Origin of the sequence: Exiguobacterium sp. s39 (genome assembly GCF_018618925.1) — a bacterium.
In the GTDB taxonomy this organism is placed as follows: domain Bacteria; phylum Bacillota; class Bacilli; order Exiguobacteriales; family Exiguobacteriaceae; genus Exiguobacterium_A; species Exiguobacterium_A abrahamii.
Genome location: NZ_JACSNA010000001.1, coordinates 1954353 through 1974522, shown reverse-complemented (window position 1 = coordinate 1974522; position 20170 = coordinate 1954353). Strand labels below are relative to the sequence as shown.

Annotated in this window: 14 protein-coding genes and 1 riboswitch; of the genes, 7 read left to right on the top strand and 7 right to left on the bottom strand. The window is 48.7% G+C overall.

Annotated features, from left to right (window positions below; genetic code table 11):
- Positions 1-9 precede the first annotated feature (9 nt).
- Genes kdpB through KNQ11_RS10255 form a run of 3 tightly spaced genes read left to right on the top strand, consistent with a single transcriptional unit; the run spans position 10 to position 3700 of the window.
- Positions 10-2079, top strand: coding sequence for a potassium-transporting ATPase subunit KdpB (kdpB, locus tag KNQ11_RS10265; RefSeq protein WP_149427836.1), 2070 nt, complete (start codon positions 10-12; stop codon positions 2077-2079).
- 14 nt (positions 2080-2093) lie between these two features.
- Entirely contained in the window at positions 2094-2615 is a 522-nt protein-coding gene (gene kdpC, locus KNQ11_RS10260) for a K(+)-transporting ATPase subunit C (RefSeq protein WP_214771501.1), read from the top strand.
- Complete coding sequence (locus KNQ11_RS10255; RefSeq protein WP_149427834.1) at positions 2612-3700, top strand: universal stress protein; 1089 nt, start codon at positions 2612-2614, stop codon at positions 3698-3700. Before kdpC ends, KNQ11_RS10255 begins: the two co-directional genes overlap by 4 nt.
- A 671-nt stretch (positions 3701-4371) precedes the next feature.
- On the opposite strand, the gene KNQ11_RS10250 is transcribed toward KNQ11_RS10255, so the two are convergent.
- Both KNQ11_RS10250 and KNQ11_RS10245 read right to left on the bottom strand, forming a co-directional pair.
- Positions 4372-7956 (bottom strand): SH3 domain-containing protein, encoded by a 3585-nt coding sequence (locus KNQ11_RS10250; RefSeq protein WP_214771498.1) that lies wholly within the window; start codon positions 7954-7956, stop codon positions 4372-4374.
- Positions 7957-8157: 201 nt separating this feature from the next.
- Positions 8158-10188, bottom strand: a complete 2031-nt coding sequence (locus KNQ11_RS10245; RefSeq protein ID WP_251139652.1) for a thioredoxin domain-containing protein — start codon at positions 10186-10188, stop codon at positions 8158-8160.
- Positions 10189-10787: 599 nt separating this feature from the next.
- Here KNQ11_RS10245 and KNQ11_RS10240 point away from each other — a divergent pair.
- Both KNQ11_RS10240 and KNQ11_RS10235 read left to right on the top strand, forming a co-directional pair.
- Positions 10788-10967: a DUF2188 domain-containing protein gene (locus KNQ11_RS10240; protein WP_035396111.1), complete on the top strand. Its 180-nt coding sequence runs from the start codon at positions 10788-10790 to the stop codon at positions 10965-10967.
- Positions 10968-11096: 129 nt separating this feature from the next.
- Positions 11097-13844, top strand: a complete 2748-nt coding sequence (locus KNQ11_RS10235) for a chitobiase/beta-hexosaminidase C-terminal domain-containing protein (RefSeq protein WP_214771495.1) — start codon at positions 11097-11099, stop codon at positions 13842-13844.
- Positions 13845-13858: 14 nt separating this feature from the next.
- On the opposite strand, the gene KNQ11_RS10230 is transcribed toward KNQ11_RS10235, so the two are convergent.
- Positions 13859-14215, bottom strand: a complete 357-nt coding sequence (locus KNQ11_RS10230; RefSeq protein ID WP_050678127.1) for a hypothetical protein — start codon at positions 14213-14215, stop codon at positions 13859-13861.
- Positions 14216-14565: 350 nt separating this feature from the next.
- Here KNQ11_RS10230 and KNQ11_RS10225 point away from each other — a divergent pair, with 350 nt between their 5' ends.
- Positions 14566-15444: a CAP domain-containing protein gene (locus tag KNQ11_RS10225; RefSeq protein ID WP_149427830.1), complete on the top strand. Its 879-nt coding sequence runs from the start codon at positions 14566-14568 to the stop codon at positions 15442-15444.
- An 87-nt stretch (positions 15445-15531) separates the two neighbouring features.
- Positions 15532-16029: a GNAT family N-acetyltransferase gene (locus tag KNQ11_RS10220; RefSeq protein ID WP_214771492.1), complete on the top strand. Its 498-nt coding sequence runs from the start codon at positions 15532-15534 to the stop codon at positions 16027-16029.
- Between the two features lie 59 nt (positions 16030-16088).
- On the opposite strand, the gene KNQ11_RS10215 is transcribed toward KNQ11_RS10220, so the two are convergent.
- The 4 genes from KNQ11_RS10215 to KNQ11_RS10200 all read right to left on the bottom strand — a co-directional run bounded on the left by KNQ11_RS10215 (position 16089) and on the right by KNQ11_RS10200 (position 20040).
- Positions 16089-16904, bottom strand: a complete 816-nt coding sequence (locus KNQ11_RS10215; protein WP_029342601.1) for a MetQ/NlpA family ABC transporter substrate-binding protein — start codon at positions 16902-16904, stop codon at positions 16089-16091.
- 27 nt (positions 16905-16931) lie between these two features.
- The gene (locus tag KNQ11_RS10210; RefSeq protein ID WP_023469366.1) at positions 16932-17597 is read right to left on the bottom strand and encodes a methionine ABC transporter permease; all 666 of its coding nucleotides are present in this window, start codon (positions 17595-17597) and stop codon (positions 16932-16934) included.
- A complete protein-coding gene (locus tag KNQ11_RS10205) occupies positions 17587-18600 on the bottom strand; it encodes a methionine ABC transporter ATP-binding protein (protein WP_058712982.1) in 1014 nt (337 codons plus the stop codon). Before KNQ11_RS10205 ends, KNQ11_RS10210 begins: the two co-directional genes overlap by 11 nt.
- Positions 18601-18684: 84 nt before the next feature.
- Positions 18685-18790: riboswitch (SAM riboswitch) on the bottom strand.
- 62 nt (positions 18791-18852) lie between these two features.
- Entirely contained in the window at positions 18853-20040 is a 1188-nt protein-coding gene (locus tag KNQ11_RS10200) for an aminotransferase class I/II-fold pyridoxal phosphate-dependent enzyme (protein WP_050678123.1), read from the bottom strand.
- Positions 20041-20170: the final 130 nt, after the last annotated feature.

The following is a 20170-nucleotide window of genomic DNA, read 5'->3' as shown; positions in this document are numbered from 1 at the left end:
TAAAATCATATGATGGAACGAATCATGCATCCGACGCCCGAGGAACACCAACCGAACGGGGAGCCGGAACACCAATCCAAATCAGCAATCAGTGGCTCGATCGCGCGTCAAGCGACGATCGATGCCTTTAAAAAATTAAATCCCGTCAATATGGTCAAACAACCGATCATGTTCGTCGTCTGGATCGGCTGCTTGCTCGCGATCGGCTATACGATCTTCATTGACGAGATGCGTGGCTTTAACTTAACGGTCAGTATTATCCTCTTCCTGACGGTCTTATTCGCGAACTTCGCGGAATCGATCGCGGAAGGACGCGGGAAAGCACAGGCGGACTCATTGAAAGCGTCAAAAGCAGATGTCATGGCACGCAAACGTGTCGGACAACTGATTCAAAGCGTTTCGTCTGCGACTCTTCGTAAGGGCGATATCGTCTTCGTCCGAGCAGGGGAGTATGTACCGGGTGATGGTGAAATCATCAAAGGACTTGCTTCGATTGATGAATCGGCGATCACCGGTGAATCCGCACCCGTCATCAAGGAAGCGGGCGGTGATTTCTCCTCGGTCATCGGCGGCACACTCGTCGTCAGTGACGAGATCGAAGTCCGGATCACGAGTAATCCAGGTGAATCATTCCTCGATCAGATGATTGCCCTCGTCGAAGGCGCAAGTCGTCAGAAGACACCGAACGAACTCGCGTTATCAACGCTCTTGACGAGCTTGACGTTGATTTTCTTACTTGTCGTCATGACACTACCGGTCTTTACGAACTATCTTGGATTTGATCTTTCGGGTCCAATCTTGATCGCCTTACTCGTCTGTTTGATCCCGACGACGATCGGTGGCTTACTGTCAGCAATCGGAATCGCCGGGATGGACCGAGTCACCCGCTTCAACGTCATCGCGATGAGCGGGAAAGCGGTCGAAGCAGCAGGCGATATCCAGACGATCATCCTGGACAAAACAGGAACGATAACGTTCGGTAACCGGATGGCGTCGGAGATCACGCCAGTCGGTGGACGTACTGCTGAGCAGGCGTTCGAGGGGGCGATCCTCGCCTCACTTGCTGACGAGACACCAGAAGGACGTTCTGTTCTTGAACTCGCTGAACTTCGTGCGATGCCGGTGGAACAACACTGGTTAGATGGCGCAGAGATCGTACCGTTCCGCGCAGAGACACGGATGTCCGGAATCGACTTAAGAGATGGTCGCCGCGTACGTAAAGGGGCGGGGCAAGCGATTCAAGAATGGGTCAAGGAACAAGGCGGCGCTATTCCGAATGATTTGCAAGAGAAAGTAGATGCGGTCTCTCGTCTTGGCGGCACACCACTCGTCGTTGCGATCGATGCAACGATCCTTGGCGTCATCTATTTGAAAGATACGGTGAAACCGGGCATGCGCGAACGATTTGATCGTTTGCGTGAGATGGGGATCAAGACGGTCATGTGTACGGGTGACAACCCGTTGACGGCAGCAACGATTGCCCGCGAAGCAGGCGTCGATGATTTCGTCGCCGAATGTAAGCCGGAAGACAAGATTCGTGTCATTCAGCAGGAACAAGCAGCCGGTCACCTCGTCGCGATGACAGGAGACGGTACGAATGATGCACCAGCACTCGCTCAAGCCGATGTCGGTCTCGCGATGAACAGTGGAACGCAAGCTGCAAAAGAAGCAGCGAACATGATTGACCTTGATTCGAACCCGACGAAGATCATCGAAGTCGTCGAAATCGGGAAACAGCTCTTGATGACACGAGGGGCGTTGACGACGTTCTCGATCGCAAACGATGTCGCGAAATATTTCGCGATCATCCCGGCAATGTTCATGGTGGCGATTCCACAGATGGAAGTGCTCAATATCATGCGTCTTGATTCCCCGACGAGTGCAATCTTGTCTGCCTTGATCTTCAATGCGATCATCATTCCGATGTTGATTCCGCTTGCGATGCGAGGGGTTACCTACAAACCGATGACGGCGGATCAATTACTCGGTCGTAACTTACTGATCTATGGTCTGGGCGGTGTTGTCGTTCCATTCATTGGGATTAAAATCATCGATGTCTTGCTTGCAAGCATCCTCTAAGGAGAAAACGAATTATGAAACAAGCCATTCGTGTGACGGTCTTCGTCACGGCGTTATGCGGGATCGTCTTTCCCGCTTTATTGACCCTGTTCGGTCAACTACTCGTACCGGATAAAGCTGAAGGTTCTTTAGTACAAGAAAACGGAAAATTCATCGGATCGGAATTGATTGCCCAGCCGTTCACGTCGAAACAGTATTTTCACGGACGTCCATCAGCGGTCGATCAATTAGCGGGAGCGTCTGCTGGGGATAACCTAGCAGCATCGAACCCGGAGCTTGGCACGAAGATGGCGGAATTACAGAAACAGAACCAAGTGGACGGCGCTTCGCTTCCGGACGATGCCCTCGTGACATCCGGTTCTGGCTTCGATCCGCACATCTCAGTCGATTATGCTTTGGTTCAGGCGAAGCGTATCGCAATCGCGCGCGACCTGTCGCGTGAAGAAGTACGGAAATTGATCACGAAGGAAGCGGGAATCCATGATTACGTCAATGTCCTGCGCTTGAACTTAGCACTTGATCGGAGTAAGTCATGACACGAGGAAAGCTGAAGCTGTACATCGGCTCAGCTCCTGGTGTCGGAAAGACGTATAAGATGCTTGCCGATGCACGAACATTGACGCTTGAAGGCAAGGATGTCGTCATCGGTCTGATTGAGACGCATGGTCGAAAAGAGACGGCGGAGATGGTCGGGCAACTCGAACAAGTCCCGCTACTTGAAGTCATCTATAAGGACAAGACATTCCCCGAGGTGAACGTGGACGCGATCATTGCCCGTCGCCCGGATATCGTACTGATTGATGAACTGGCGCATACGAATGCGCCAGGATCGGTACGAAAGAAGCGCTATCAAGATGTCGCAGCATTGCTTGAAGCAGGAATTAATGTCTATTCGGCCGTCAACATCCAGCATTTCGAAAGCTTGCTCTTTAAAGTCAAAGAAGTGACGGGTGTCGAAGTACGGGAACGCATCCCGGATCCGTTTCTCGGGGAAGCCGATGAGATTCTACTCGTCGATGTCACGCCACAAACGTTGCGGGAACGACTCGAGCAAGGAAAGATCTATAAGAAGGAAAAGATTGAACAGAGCTTGAATTCGTTCTTTTCGCTTCAGAATCTTGCGAGCTTACGTGAGCTATCACTACGTCAGGTCGCGGACGAAGTCGACGATCAAGTCTATCAATCGCGCTTGTTGATTGAAAAGGATCCGGCGTCGCTACAAGAACGAATTCTCGTCTGTATCCAGCTCAACGACAACGCACGGAAGTTGATCTATCGCGGCTTTCGCATGGCGAGTCGTCTGAAAGCGGATCTTTATGTGCTGACGATTTTACCGACGGCAGAGAATCAATTGAATGCCAAACAAAAAGAAGTCTTAGCGATGGTACGCGAGAGTGGTTCCTTGTTCGGAGCAGAAGTTCTGATCCGAATCCAAGGGGAGCGCTCGATCGCCCAAGCAATCACGGCAGCTGCCAAGCATCATCGCATCACCCAAATCGTCCTCGGTCAATCTGCACGGACCCGTTGGCAGGAAGTCCGGCGTGGATCGATCATCAATGAAATCATGCGTCATGTCCGCGGGATCGATATTCAAATCGTTGCCGATGACATGGAACGCTAGGGGAGCCCTTCCGCGTAAATGCAGGGGTTCTCTTCGTATCATTCAAAGGTAACAGTGCTTCGTAGTATCTCGGAGCATTGTTCATACTGAAGGCAGAGTGTAGTTTTTCTCTTAGTGAGAAAGATTGCACTTTTTTGTTTACCTCGCATCGTTTTCCTGGGACAAGCGTCGCGCCGCTTCACTTCGTTGCAGGGTCGCTCCTGCTTGTTTTTCCCTAGGAAGCGATTTCGAGTGAACAAATCGCGTTTTTTCTTCCGGGTATAGAAAGTAGAAACGAAGAAGGAGAAGGACTTCTTTTGATAGATAAGAGAGATCATCATCACATCAGCACACCTTGTTTTGTAGGACCACTTTAGCCGTAAAAATGATGCGCTTATCGATTTCATTTCGTTATGTTTTAGTAGGACGCAACCGTACATCCTTGACTCCTACAGGAAAAGGAAGTGCGGTTAGCGCTTCCGTCAGGGATGGGTGAGACCCGACAAATCGCATGGAGTGCGAGATGTCGCGGCTTACCTCCCGCCTGTGGAAAGCGAGGATGTCGGGAACGTCTGTCATAAAAACGAGAGTGACGTCATTTACTTTTCAATGAATAAACATTACGAAAAAGGAGTAGTCTTTCTCTATCAAGAGAAGAACTACTCCTTTGCGTGTATGTTTTTAACTATCCCTTAACGAGCGAAGACCGGAATATCGAAGGTTGCTGTATAGCTATCCATCTGTTGATAGAGTGAATAGATCCGTGACGTCTGTTTGACGGCCCATCCCATGTCTGTTGCGTACTGATGGCTACCAGGGCGCATCGGACTCCAACGCATTTTGTAAAGCGTATTTTGTCCATAGACATTGTGGATGTACTTCGTGCTGATGAATTCAGCACCACCGACAATTGCGGCTTCCGGAGTGAACCAACCTTGACTGTACGCATAAGCAGCACCGGTGTTGATTGCATCGTAATCATACGCACCAATGCCGTACATGTTGTAGACTTTGCGTCCATTCCATGTCACACCCATTGCGAGTGTCGATTTTCCGTTACCTGTCTCAAGCAAAGCGTGGGAGATCAAGTAAGCTTCGTTGACGCTGTACTTTTGACCAGCATCGATGAACGCTTGACCACAACTACCATTGCTACACTTGTTAAAGATTCCTTCGCCTTTCGTCACGTTCGCTAACATCTTATCGAGTGTCGCAGGTGTCGCACCTGTTGTTTTCGATAGATCAAGGAACTGATAGAAGTCTGAAGAATTTCGGTCGACCTTGAGTGGGTCAGCAGCGTTACGGACGTCTGTTTCGAGTGCATTTAACCACTGGATCGTCGAGTAATTCGTTGCGTTCGAATAGACACGTGGGTACGTCGTATAGAAGCCACTGACGGATTGATAGACACGAATCATCCGACCAGGCTGGAATTGACCGTAGACGTGACTTGCTGTCGAAGCGCCTGAACGAATGTTGAGCGGTGTCGTCGCTGTGACAGTCGCAATCGTTCCATTGACTGGATCGAGTGCACCACCGAGACGGACGTAACCCGTACTGACGTACATCAATTTGTTTTTGTAGATATCCGTTTGCGGTGGTGGATTCAGTTTCATCTGTGCGCTGATGAAGCTATCGAACGTATACGGTGTCGCGACGGAGTTATAGACGTTTAATTTAGAAGAAGTCGTCACGAACGCCCCCTTATACGCATATCCACTTTTCCCATCGTAGGAAATCTTATACCAATCACCGATTTGACCAGAGACAGTGACGACGAGATTTTGAGGAATCGTCTTGATGACATTGTATGAGCTACCGACGTAAGAGCGTAACGCAACGTTTGATGTAGCCCGTACGTACAATTTTTGTTTTGCTTCGTATTTGATTGATGACGTGTTTTGTCCCGTCCGGATGTAACCCGTTTTGCCATCAATTGTCACTTTATGCCACGAGGTGTTTGTGTAGGACGTGATCAAAGAAGATGTGTAATAGACATTTCCGAACGAGAGTGTCGTTACAGTTGCTGCTTGATCGTCCGGTGCTTGTTTGACGACAAGTGATTGGTTCGCCAAGAAGCGTGCACCCGTAATCTTTTTCGTTTCCGTGTACGGTGTCAGTGTTGATTTTAAGACATAGCCGTTTTTACCAGCGTAGCTGATTTTTAACCATTGATCGAGACTACCTGTTACTTGAACGACGGCTGCTTTTGGCAGCTTCGTCACCGTCGCATAAGCTGAACCGGCATCCGACTGGAGTGTCGTATCCGTCGTTGCTTGATAGCGGTGGTTATTGACACTTTCGTATGTGACAGGTGAACCTTGATTGATTTGAATGTAACCGGTTTTCCCGTCAACCGTCAGGCGATGCCATTGCTCCGAACGACCAGTCGTGACGACTTGATTCGTCGTGTAGACGTCTCCAGAAGAGAGGCGAACGAGAGTGTCAGCTGTCGCTTGATGCGACGTTTTTACTTCGACGGTACGTCCAAGGCGATAAGAAGAAGATGGAATCGATTGCGTCATGACTTTTTCCTTAGCGTAACGTGAAGCGATATAACCTGTTTTCCCGTTGTACGTCACACGATACCAATCATCGATCATTCCAGTGACCGTGATGCTCGTACCAGAAGGAATCGTTTTGACGGTCGCGTAAGTGTTTCCAGCATATGAACGGAGGGGAGTCGAAGTCGTCGTCTGCATGACGATCCGGTCCGATTGATAACGAACACTCTTGCCTTGACCGACAGGAATGTAGCCTGTCTTTCCATCCTTGCTCACACGATGCCATTGCTGACCGTTTGATGTGACGAGTTGTGTCGTGTAGTAGATGTCACCGCTCTGAAGTGTTGCAAGCGTGGATGCTTTTGCATCTGGTGAAGATTTGATCGAAACCGCTTTTTCAAGTTCAAAGCGTGCACCTGCAATTTTCTGCTTCGTTGCAAGCGTCGTAAAGGTGCTAGAAGCAGCATATCCCGTTTTACCGTTATAACTGACCCGGTACCAATTGCCGATCCGTCCAGAAATCTTGATGACTGTATTGTTCGGGATCGTTTGTACTGTTGCATACGATGGACCTGCATACGAGCGGATCGTTGTTGCGGCTGTCGTTTTCAATGAAAGGTTTGATTGTGATTCGTAAGCGATTGGTGTTGCCTGATTCGCTAATACGAAACCGGTCTTACCTTCCTTCGATACTTGATACCATGTTTCACCGAGTGGATTCGTCACACGAGTCTTCGTGTAGTAGACGTTTCCGGCACTTAGTGTCGCAAGTGTTTTTCCATTGGTTGCAGGTGTCGTCTTGATGGCGAGTGATGCTGTCAACAAGAAGCGTGAAGACGGAAGTTTCGTCTTTTCTGTGTACTCTGCCAATGTAGCGGATAAGACATAACCCGTCTTACCAGCGTATGTGACTTGATGATACGTTGCCGTCTTAGCGCTAGATGTGACAATCGTGCCTTTCGGAAGACTGGCTAAGCTATTCTTCGCTTCCGCTTGGCTGTAAAGGGGTGTCACACTTTTCGTCTGATACCGTGTTTTTGGGATCAGGGTCAAACTTTGCTTTTCAGAAGAGGCGAACGCCTCTTGATGCATGTAGCCTTTTTTCCCATCGTACTGGACGCTGACCCAGTCCTCGATCCGACCGACGATTTTGACGTTTTTTCCAGATGGAATGGTCTGAACTTTTGGATAACCGGTTCCAGCGTATTGGCGCAAGATATAAGCGTCGACCGTTCTTGACGTCGTGTTCGTCACCTTTTTATAGGCAACTGCTTTTGCACCAGCAGCGACATAGCCCGTCTTCCCGTCATATTTGACGCGGTACCATGTTTCGCCATATGGATTTGTCACACGTTGTGACGTGTAGTACACATCCTCTTCGTTCAACGTACCGATCGTCGCTGCAGTATCCACTGCCGTCTTTTTGATCGGTGTTTTTTTGAGGACGAGGTAGCGCTGTCCAGAAACGGTTTGTTTCTTTTCGTACAGCGTGAGGTATTTCGACGCGACATATCCCGTTTTTCCAGCGTATGTCACTCTTCTGAATGCGCCAGAAGCATACGTGGATGAAACGACAGTTCCGGTCTTGATCGTCAACAAGCGTTTCCGAGAAGATGCCGTCTTGTCGTACAGATAACTATCGGTAGACAGACGGTAGGTCGTTGCTTTCGTCGTCGCTGCTTCAGCTACGGGTAAAGATGTTAAAACGATGCTGAAAACGATGAGAAAGCTCGCGAACACCTTCAAGGTCTTCGAGAATGATGTCGTGTTCAAAGTATCTTTCCTCCTAGTAGATATTCGTCCGGATGGACGGAATCGGCTTCTAGGATGTCTAAGTCTAAGTTGTGGAATCTATTGCCTATCCTTACTATCGACAATATCGGATTTTTATGAATAAGATATTGAATTATTTTGAAAAAAGGGGTCTGGTTTTTTGAAAAACCCTCCTGTTTGTTTAAACAAGAGGGGATATGATCAGATGTTGAGACGAGCGAGGAGTTCTGTCAGATTCGTCGTTGGTCGTTCACACGAAAAATCATGACAGAGATAAGCGGTAGGTACGTTTGGTTCAGGATAATCTACGATCAGTGGTACAAGCGGTAGAAGGTCACGCTTCGTCCCAATCAACAAGGCGACTTCCGGTAAGCGCATCTGTTGCAGTTGATTGATTTCGATTGGGATCTCCGACTCTTCAGGAATCAAGATGATCAATTCCTTCGGTTCCATCTGCCGATAGGTGAACGTACTGACAAGTGAGGCGAAGCCCGTTGGTTGTTGCTCGACTTCTTCTACTAATGCCGTAAGAGCACGTTCGGCACTTTCCTGATAGACGAGACGCCCAGTGAGGCGACTGAGCGTGAAGAAGGCATGCAAGGCAACGCTGTTTGCAGCCGGTGTGACCCCATCATACAGATCAAGTGGACGAACGAGTAGCTCGTCGGAGCGTGAAGATGTCAGATAAAAATAGCCATCTACTGTCTGGAACTGACCTTGTAGCACATCTGCAAGTACTAAGGCTTCCTTTAGATGAAGCGCTCGTCGTGTCGATTGAAACAGTTCAAGATGTGCGTCAATCAAATAAGCATAGTCATCGAGGAATCCGTGTCCGGTCGCTTGTCCTTCGCGGTAATGAACGGCAAGCTGCTGTTCGGTACGAACGAATCGTTCGAGTGATGTCATCGCACGCGTTGCAACACGTGTATAATGCGGTTCATCAAAGACACGACCGGCTTTAGCGAACGTCGAGATCATCATCGCGTTCCACGATGTCAAGCGCTTATCGTCACGAAACGGACGCGGACGTTCATTTCGCGCACGAAGAAGAAGCTGGCGCTCGCGTTCGAGTTGCGCCGCTGTCTCAGCAGGCGACAAGTGAACAGAACATGCGAATGCCTCAAGTGTTCGTCCCGTCCGGTAAAAGACGTTTCGTCCTTCAAAATTTCCTGATGATGAAGCATGATAGAAGCGCGGGAACAGTGCGTCTGGTCCGAGCAAGTCCGTCAGTTCAGCTGCCGTGAAGGTATAATAGTGTCCTTCGCCGCCTTCACTATCTGCATCCAGTGCGGCGTAGAAGGTGCCGTCCGGTGCAGTCATCTCATGCTCTGTGAACGAGAGGACTTCTTCCGCGTAACGTCGAAAACGGATCTGTCCGGTCACTTGGTACGTCTCGATGCATAAGGTCGCAAACCAAGCATTGTCGTACAGCATCTTCTCGAAATGAGGAATTTCCCACTTGGCATCGACCGTATAGCGGAATAGACCGTAGCCGACTTGATCGGTCATCCCACCGTCACGCATCGCGATTAATGAACGCATGACCATATGGAGCGCTGTTTCGTCTTCCGCGTATTGATAATAATCAAGCAAGAAACTAAGCAGGGCTGGCGACGGAAACTTCGGTGCCCCCCCGAATCCACCGTGTTGACGGTCAAATTGGCGCATCGCTTGATCAAACGTCTCGTGAATGATGGATTCATTCCAAGTATGGGTAGACGTCGTAGGCTGCAATACGTCGCGAAGCGTTTGCGACATGTTCTGACCGACTTGTGCGATTTTTTCTGGTGAACGGCGGAATTGCTCGCTGAGCTGAAGCGTCACCTGACGAAAACTCGGGCGGTTGAACTGAGGCGTCTTCGGAAAATACGTACCGATATAAAACGGTTGCTGGTCCGCTGTCATGAAGACGCTCAGTGGCCAGCCGCCTTGTCCGTTCATGACTTGAGCCGCCGTCATGTAGACATGGTCGATGTCAGGACGTTCTTCCCGGTCGACCTTGATTGCGATGTAGCGTTCGTTCAAGAGGCGTGCCGTTTCTTCATCCTCGAAGCTTTCGTGAGACAGCACATGGCACCAATGGCACGTCGAATAACCAATCGATAAAAAGATCGGCTTGCCGCTTTCCCGAGCGGCAGTGAAGGCGTCTTCGCCCCACGGGTACCAATCGACAGGCTGATGAGCGTGTTGCAATAGGTAGGGACTCGTTTCATGGATAAGTCGATTCGACATGATGGATTTCCCTCGTTTCTTCTATAGTAATGAGTCCTCTTCACGATACTCGGCTTTTACGGCAGGTGCAACTCCAATTCTGAGACAGGAGAAAACGATTTTTCAAAAGAAAGATTGACTTTATAAAAGAAAGTGTGGTAGATTAATATAAGTCATGAATCGGGGATGATCACTCATGTGAGAATCTTCAATCCATATCATACAATTAAATCGACAGGTCAGGATTTTTAGACCGCTACTGACAAATGAGTCAGACATAAGTCATCGCTTTTATTTTGTCCTTCTTCATACTACGAGGAGAAGTTGACCCAGCAAGATAAACCTTCCAATCGATACTTTTCCGCTCATTCCCGAGCTATTTCTAAAAATCCCAGTATCATGCGTCCGTTGCAGACGCATCACGATTCTTGCTAAAATGCTTGATTCAGCTGGCGCGGCCAAGGAGCCGTAACAACGAAAGAGAGGTAGGGCTTTCGTCGTTTCAGGTGTTTTGATCACCTGTAATCCTCGATTCTCATGACAACCAAAACAACGACACGCTGATGAGGCGTTTTTTTTGTGCCTTTTTTCGGGTAATGCTGAAAGAAGGGGGTGACGACATGCCATGGAATGAGAACGACTATCCGGAGTCATTCAAGAACTTTGATCCGCCACTTCGAAAGAAAGCGATCGAGATCGCGAACGCGTTATTAAAAGACGGATATGAAGAGGGACGCGCTATTCCGATCGCGACATCGCAAGCTGAAAAATGGTACGAAAGTCACAAAGACGAACAATAAAAAGTTGTAAGCGATACCATTTCTTTCATTTACGAAGGATGGTATCTTTTTTTACGAAAAATATACACTATTGAGAATATAATCTGATATTATTAAGAAGTGTCAGAAAATTCAATAGGGGGTCTCATCATGAAATACGGCAGTACGTTTGGAAAGTGGGCATTGGCCGGAGTGTTAACAGCAGGAATCCTTCCACAAGCGGGTCTTGTCGGGGCAGAAGGCGAAGGCGTCATCTTGTCTGAATACATAGAAGGAACAAGTAATAACAAAGCAATCGAGCTGTACAATGGATCGGGGCAAATCATTGATTTAGCAGACTATACCCTTGTTCAATATACGAACGGTGGACCGTCAGAAGCGAAAATCACACTATCGGGGAAAGTGGATCCAGGGAAGACGTTCGTCATCGCGAATTCGAGTGCGAATGCGGACATCAAAGCAAAAGCACAATTGACGACGGGATCATTGAACTTCAATGGAAATGATCCAATCGCACTTAAAAAAGGAGACGTCGTTCTTGATATCATCGGACCACTCGGTTCATCAACAGATTTCGCAAAAGATACGACACTCGTCCGGAAATCTAGCGTCACATCAGGTGCTAAAACGTACGAACCATCACAGTGGACGAGCTTCCCGGTTGATACACTGACGAATCTCGGCAGTCATCAGACAGAAGCGGGCGACGTTCTTGCAGCACCTACAGCTTCTCCAGTCGGTGAAGTCGAACGTGGAGACCAAGTGACATTATCAGGTGAAGGAACGATTCATTATACGGTCGATGGCACGACACCGACTGTCGACAGTCCAGTGTACACGTCACCCATCACGATCAACGATGAAGTGACGATTCAAGCAGTTGCCGTCAAGGACGGTAAAACGTCAGCGGTTTCGACATTCAAGTATTACATCGCACCACCAATCACGAAAATCAGCAACATCCAAGGCGTTGCGCATACGTCGCCTTATGCAGATCAACTCGTCCGGACGACAGGTGTCGTCACGTACGTCGTCGATGCGAATAACTTCTACATGCAGGATCCGAATCCGGATAACGACAGCCGGACATCAGAAGGGATTCTCGTCTATGCGAAAAACCATGGTGCTGCCGTTGGACAAAAAGTCGCGACGACAGGATATGTCAAAGAGTGGTTGCTTGGCGGCTACAGCGATAAATTCGATACAGACTTAGCGGTCACGGAAATCAGTACGGTCAATCTCGTGAAGGGTGCACTCAACGAAGGATTACCAGCAAGTATCGTTCTTGGTGATGAAGGCGTCTTGATTCCGACGCAAGTCGTCGACAACGATTCGTTCGCCCAGTTTGATCCGGAAGAAGATGCGATCGACTTATACGAAAGCTTAGAAGGTATGCGGGTCGCTTTACCGAACGCAGTCGTCACAGGTCCGCAAGCAAACCGGACGATTCCAGTTCGGACGCAGACGGCGGATAAGGTCTACACGAAACGCGGAACGCCGATCCTGACGAAGGATAATGTCAATCCGGAGCGTCTTTTTGTCGAGATGGGCAGTTCGTCGTATCGCGCAAAAGCTGGTGATACGTTCGATGGTACGATCGAAGGTGTCATGAGCTACAACTATTCGGCGTATAAAGTCCTTTCAAAAGCAGCGGACCTTCCGCCACTCGTCACGCGTGAAGCAGATCGTCAACCAACGAACATCGAAACCGGTGAATCACGTTTAACTGTCGCTTCGTACAACGTCGAGAACTTTGCCTCAACGGCAGACATTGGAAAAGTCGATCGTGTCTCAGAAGGGATTGCGACGTTCCTCAAGACACCGGATATCGTTGGTTTGACAGAGATGCAGGATAACGATGGTGCAACGGATAGCGGCACAGTCGATGCTTCGAAATCATTCGAGACATTGATCGCGGCGATCGAAGCGAAAACGGGTGTTCGCTATGCCTATACGGACATCGCACCAGAAGACAAGAAGGATGGCGGACAGCCAGGCGGAAACATCCGTGTCGGATTCCTCTACAATCCAGCACGTGTATCGCTCGCACCAGGAGAAAAAGGTGGCGCGACGGAAGCCGTGGGAGTTGAGAACGGCAAGCTGACGAAAAACCCGGGTCGCATCCAGCCGACGGATCCGAACTTCGCGAGTTCACGGAAACCGCTCGTCGCGGAATTCCTCTTCAACGGTGATTCGTACCATGTCATCGTCAACCACTTCAACTCAAAAGGTGGCGACGGAGCTGACTTCGGTAAGAACCAACCGGTCGTGCGAAAAAGTGAAGTCCAGCGTCATGCGATTGCGAACATCGTTCAAGATTTCGTCTCTGAATTGAAGGCGGAAGTCAAAGGCTCAAACGTCGTCGTTCTTGGTGACTTGAACGACTTCCAGTTCTCGAAGACGCTTGATATCTTAAAAGGCGATAACTTGTGGAACACAGTCGACGATCTGCCGGAATCAGAGCGGTACTCGTATGTTTATAACGGAAACGCACAAGTGCTTGACCACATCTTGATTTCGAACAACTTGAAGTCGTATACATCGTCGGATATCGTCAACATCAACTCAGAATATATGGAAGCAGACGGTAGCGCGAGTGACCATGATCCAGCGATCATCTCGATTCAAGGTGCAGAGACGGTCGTACCTGTCAAAGGAAAAGCAGAAGTCGGCATCTGGCGTGCTGTTCAAAAAGGAAAACATATCTTCATTGAACGGAAACTAGGACGCAACTGGGATAAAGCAAGTGAAACACATGCCGACCAACAAGGTGAATTGCTCGCACTTCGTGTTTCACAAGGTCGTCCATACATTCAAGTGAAGACGATCAAAGGAAAAACGATTTGGCTCGAACTGTCGAACAAATATAAACTAACTGAAACAACAAAATATCAATAAATCAAAAAGCGGACTTAGCGGTCCGCTTTTTTGCGTGCTGGAATTAAAAGTGAAAGAAGTGAGAGCGTGCTGATGGAGAGCGTCGAAATTAAAGCAATCGGTAGAGGAATGACGCGGAACATATACGTGAAGTGGATCAAGATTAAAAAAAGGATGATGGCAAGACCAGGAATGAATTTCTTAGAAAGTAGCATACCCGATCCAGGAACAAGTAACTCGAAACCGAGCCGTTGATTCAGTCGGACATCTTCATGTGCATTAGCCAAGCTAAACGATACGGTCAACGCGACAAGGATCATCCAGCCGGAAAATAAGTATTGTTGAATCGGTAAAAAAGCAATGGATTCATAAATGAAATACAGTAAAACCATAGGTCAACTCCTTCATATCATTATGTTATTTGGAAAAGCATTGAAAGTTTGGCTTACGAATTCTAATGATACCGAGTCGAGAATCGGAGAGCAATCAAAAATCATTTAGAATGAAATAAAAGAATGTTCACACATTTTAATAAAAGGGAAAAATCATTTATTATGTGTACTAAATATTTTCAAGAATCGACTAAACAAAAGCATTACGTCTAAATGATAGCGTTCTCATGAAATGTGTCGGATTTATGGACGAAAGATGTGATTTAGACAAATGAGAGCCGATGACTGTTCGAAGGAATGATTTTCTTTTAAAATAAAGGTAATGAAATAGAAGGAGGCGAAACGAGGGCATGAAAAAATGGCTAATCATCGGAGTAGCAGCAGTAGCCTTTTTCGGCTACGAAAACATTCCAATGGAACAAGCAGAAGCCGATTACCCGAAAAGCGGCGGCAAGCTGATTGATCGATATAGCAGTGAGTATCCGGGATACGACTGGGAAGTCAGACGGACATCAACGGAGGAATTCGTCGCCTTGACGAAGGATGGTAAGGACTACGGGAAGTATCGTTTCAAGAACGGGGTGACGACGCAAGGCGCGGTCTTGAATAAGGATACGGAATCTTCCTTGAAGAAAAAAGGGTGGACTGCAGTGAAGTCCTACCGTAAAGGCAACACGAACTACATGTTGAATCTGGATCATGCCGCCGTTTATGAGAAGAAAGGCAATTACGTGACATATTTCTTCGATCAACATGACGGCAATAAGGTCAAAGCAACGCTTGCGATTCCAAAAGACGTCGAAGCGAAGAAAAAGGGCTTCTACGGTACTGCATCGAATGCGTTGCGAACAACAGATGAGAAACTGATGCTTCGGTTGATGAACTGGGAACGGGCCGACTATAAGTTGAATCCGTTAGCACCGTACACGGCACTGAAGCCGGTCACACGTGGTCACAGCGAAAACATGGCGAAGAATAATTTCTTCTCGCATACGGATCCACAAGGGCGTGACCCGTTCGATCGAATGGAACAAGGTGGTATTAAGTTCATGGGAGCCGGTGAGAATCTCTCAATGGGCTATCCGAACGTGTTTGCTGCGCATTGGGGCTTGATGAACTCGAAAGGACACCGCGATAACATCCTTCAAAAGAGCTTCAAGCAGGCGGATGTCGGTGTAGCATTCCGAGATAATTCACCGTACTTCACGATTAATTTCCGAACACCTTAAATAGAAGAATAGAGGACGATATCGCTCGATGTCGTCCTCTTTTTCGTAGGGCGGTTTGTACTATACTACAGGCAGGGGGTGGAGCAGTTGAAAATACATCAATTGACGGTTGAAGATGCAACTCGTTACAAAGCATTGCGGTTAGAAGCCTTACGAAACCATCCGGAAGCATTCGGTTCTGATTACGAAGCAGAAAAAGATCGACCCATCGAACGGTACGCAACTCGTCTTGAAAGCGAACAGTCGATGACGTTCGGTGCGTTTCATGAAAATGAACTCGTCGGTGTCGTCACGATCGTCAACTTAGAGCCGTTCAAGATGCGACATCGAGCGAATCTATTTGCGATGTACGTCGCGCCAAGCGCCCGAAAGCAACAGGTCGGACGACAACTCGTACAAGAGGCATTACGTACATTAAAGCAGCATCCTGTGATTGAGCAAGTCCATCTCTCGGTCGTCCGGACGAATGAAGCTGCTAAAGCGTTGTATCGATCACTTGGTTTTGAATCATACGCGATTGAACCGCGGGCGCTGAAAATCGATGATACCTATCATGATGAAGAACTGATGTGGTATCGGTTCTAACACAAAACGACCGGAATTCAAAGAGAGGTGATCTCGTTGAATTCCGGTCGTTTTTTACATCAGTTTGCCCATTCAGGTTTACTGAAGCCCTTGAATGATTTTTCGATGACTGTATTGAAAGCGTCCGATTCGACGGCTGCTTTTAAGTCTTTTGCGACTTGTTTGTCCGCATCTTTCGTTTGGACAGCGACGAGGTTACGGTATTGTTCGTCCATCGTCTCAAGCGCTAACGCATCAAGTAAGTCGAATTTCGCAGCAAGTGCGAAGTTCCCTGGAACGGCTGAAATGTCGACACTTTCGACGGCGCGTGGCAATTGAGCCGCCTCGAGTGGTTTAATGACGAGTTTCTTCGGATTCTTGACGATATCTTTCTCTGAAACGGTTAGTGGATCGACATCCGGCTTCAGTTCAATCCAGCCTTGTTCCGCAAGTAAGTTCAGTGCTCGTGCTTGGTTCGTCGGATCATTCGGCGTCGCGACTTCAGCACCTGTCTTGACGTCGTCAAGTGTCTTCGCTGTCTTGCTGTATAGTCCCATCGGTGCTGTTGGAACCGTGATGAGTCCTTTTAAATCGAGGTTCTTTTCTTTAGAAAACGTCTTGAGATAGATCGAGTGTTGGAACAAGTTGGCGTCGATGTTCCCGCTACCGAGGGCGATATTCGGTTGGATGTAATCGCTGAACTCGACGATTTCGACTTTATAGCCTTTCTTTTCGAGTTGCGGCTGGATCGCTTGTTTGACCATGTCGCTATACGGACCACTCGTCGCACCAATCTTGATCGTCTTGTCTTTTTCATCAGCACTGCTGTCTCCACATCCCGCGAGGACTCCTGCACCAAGTAAGGCTGTTGCTAAAAAGGCATATCGTTTTTTCATGATTCCACTCTCCCTTTGTATGTATGATTAGCGTTTATCTGTTTTTCGCGCCAGTTGATTGCCAAGTGCTTGAATACTTTGAACGATGACGATGAGCACGACGATCGTCACGATCATGATGAGATTATCGTAGCGATAGTAACCGAAACGGATCGCGAGGTCACCGACACCACCGCCGCCGACGATACCAGCCATCGCTGAGAAGCCGATTAAGCTGATCGTCGTTAATGTGATGCCCTGAATGATGCCAGGGAGTGCTTCCGGTAAGAGGACACTGACGATGATCCGCAAGGGTTTCGCCCCACATGCTTCTGCTGCTTCAATCAAACCAGGAGGAATCTCGCGGAGTGATGTTTCGACAAGGCGCGCGAGAAACGGAATCGCTGCGACACTAAGGCTGACGGACGCTGCCGTCGGACCGATCGTATTGTCGAGTAAGAACTTCGTTAATGGAATGAGGGCAACCAGCAAGATGATGAACGGTAGCGACCGGACGATGTTGACGACGAAGTCAAGAACACGGCGGACGGCAAGGTTTTGAAAAAATAATCCCCGGTCGGTGACGAACAAGAGAATTCCGAGCGGAATCCCGACGACCAATGCGAAAGCAAGTGAAATACCAACCATCCATGCTGTCTCGCCGAGTGCCTTCAAGAGCTCCGGTAACATCGTTTGAATACGATCAAGCCACATCCTGAATCACCTCGAGTGCGTGAAGTTCCGTCGCGAGCCAGTCAAGGGCAGGAGCGATTTGATCGGATGATCCCGTCAAGCTGACAATCAGGACACCGAAGGCGACGTCTTGAATGTAGTCGACCTTGCCGTGCAAGATGCTGACTGAGATATCGTAACGGCGGATCGCTTCTGATAACGTACTTTCACCGGTCTTCTCGCCTGTGAACTGCAAGCGGATGATCTTACCTGGGGTTGCCTGTAAGATGCGTTCCGGCAATTCGATTTGTAATGCCGTATCGACATAATGTTGCGTCACCGGATGCTTAGCTTGACTGAACAAGTCATAGGTTGAGGCGACTTCGACGACTTCACCTTGCGACATGACCGCGACGCGATGGCAAATCTGTTTGACGACATCAATCTCATGCGTGATGAGGACGATCGTCAATCCGAGTCGTTCATTCAAATCCTTCAGCAGTTCAAGAATCTGTAGTGTCGTAACGGGATCAAGAGCGGATGTCGCTTCATCACATAACAAGACGGTCGGATTGTTTGCGAGTGCCCGGGCAATCCCGACGCGCTGTTTCTGCCCACCGCTTAATTGACTCGGGAAGTTCGTCTCAAATCCTTCAAGTCCGACGAGCGAGACGAGTTCGCGAATTCGCTCCGGGAAATCTGCACGTTTGACGCCAGCGGCCTTGAGTGCAAAAGCGATGTTATCCGCGACGTTGCGTGACTGGATCAATTGGAAATGCTGAAAGATCATTCCTGTCCGCAAGCGAAGTTGACGTAAATCTGCTTTTGACATCCCGCCGAGCGAGACACCGTCGACCTTGACGGTTCCTTGTGTTGGATGCTCGAGCCCGTTGATCAGGCGAAGCAACGTACTTTTACCGGCACCAGACTCACCGATGATTCCGAAGATTTCTCCTTTTTGGATCGTCAAATCGACATCCCGTAATGCAAAAATCGGGGTCCGGTCTCGAACGAACCGTTTTGTAATGTGTTTGAATTCAATCATCCGCTCATCTCCTCATACAAAAAAAGTCGCTTTTTCCTAGTAGCAGAGCAACCAGAAAAAAGCGACGAAAGTGTAAGATTTCGTAACTTATCTCTCAGAATGAAAATCATTCTGTAGGATGTGGCACCGTTCCTTACAGGTGGTTGCCGGACGTCGTTGGGCCTAATCCCTCGGTCGCTCTCGATAAGTAGTTATGCTGTTGGGATTTACTTTAACGGAAATGATTCCCATCTGTCAAATGTTTTTTCAGAATTATTCCGCAACAGGTGTCCGGAACAGGTTGAGCGTTCCAATTCGATCGACGGCTTCTTCGAGACGTTCGACGTCAGCAATCAAGCTAATCCGGACGTAGCCTTCACCGTATTCGCCGAAGAATGATCCAGGGGTCACGGCGACGTGTGCTTCGTCAAGCAGGTGATCGGTGAAGCTTTGGGACGTGTAACCTTCTGGAACAGGAAGCCAGACGAAGAAGGAACCGCCCGGGCGTGGTCCACTCCAACCGATCGCATCGAGTTTTGCGAACAACGCATCGCGTCGCGTTTCATACAAGCTACTTAACTCGCGGACGCACGTTTGGTCACTCGTGAGGGCAACGGTCGCCGCATGCTGAATCGGTGTGAAGGCACTGACGTAGAGATGTTCTTGGTATGTTTCGATGCTTGAGATGACGGACGGATTTCCGATCGCGAAGGCAATCCGGAAGCCGGACATGTTGAAGCGTTTTGAGAGTGAGAATAGCTCGATCCCGACGTCTTTTGCCCCTTCCGTCTGCAGGAAGCTTCGCGTCGGACCATCGAAACTGATGCCGCCGTATGCTAAGTCATGGACGACACAGATATCATGGGCATCGGCGAAAGCGACTGTCTGTTCGAATGCTTCTGCCGTCGCGGTCGCACCCGTCGGATTACTCGGGTAGTTGAGGAACAACATCCGGGCACGCTCGACGTCCGTCGTATCAAGTAAGTCGTAATCGGGTAAGAAGCCGTTTTTCTCGAGCAACGGAAGCGTGATCGGGTAAGCGCCAGCGAGTGCGGCACCAGACAGGTAATCCGGGTATCCTGGATCCGGAACGATGACTCCTTCTCCAGGGTTGACGATCGTCTGCGGTAAAGCGACGATTCCGGCTTTACTGCCGAGCAGAATCGCGACTTCCGTTGCTGGATCGATTGTGACACCGAACTCAGTCGCGTAAAAGCTAGCGACGGCTTGTTTTAGAAAATCATGTCCACGAAACGGTGGATATTGAAGGTTCGTTGGCTCGTCGATGGCTTGTTTTAAGGCATCGAGGATATGTACAGGCGTCGTCTGGTCGGGTGTTCCTTGACCAAGTGTGATGACATCGTGTCCGGCAGCTTTTACAGCACCGATTCGGTTTGCGAGCTCAGCGAAGACGGGAGCAGGAAGCCGATCAATGGCGATGGATGGAGCGAAATGTTTCATGGATGAATGCCTCCTTCGTGGTATTGTCGTCAAGGATAACGAATATTCAGTCAAAAGAAAAGAACTTTTTCGAAATTCAAAAAAATTGTCGGATAAACAGGTACAGATAAGTGGAGCGGGAATAAAGAGT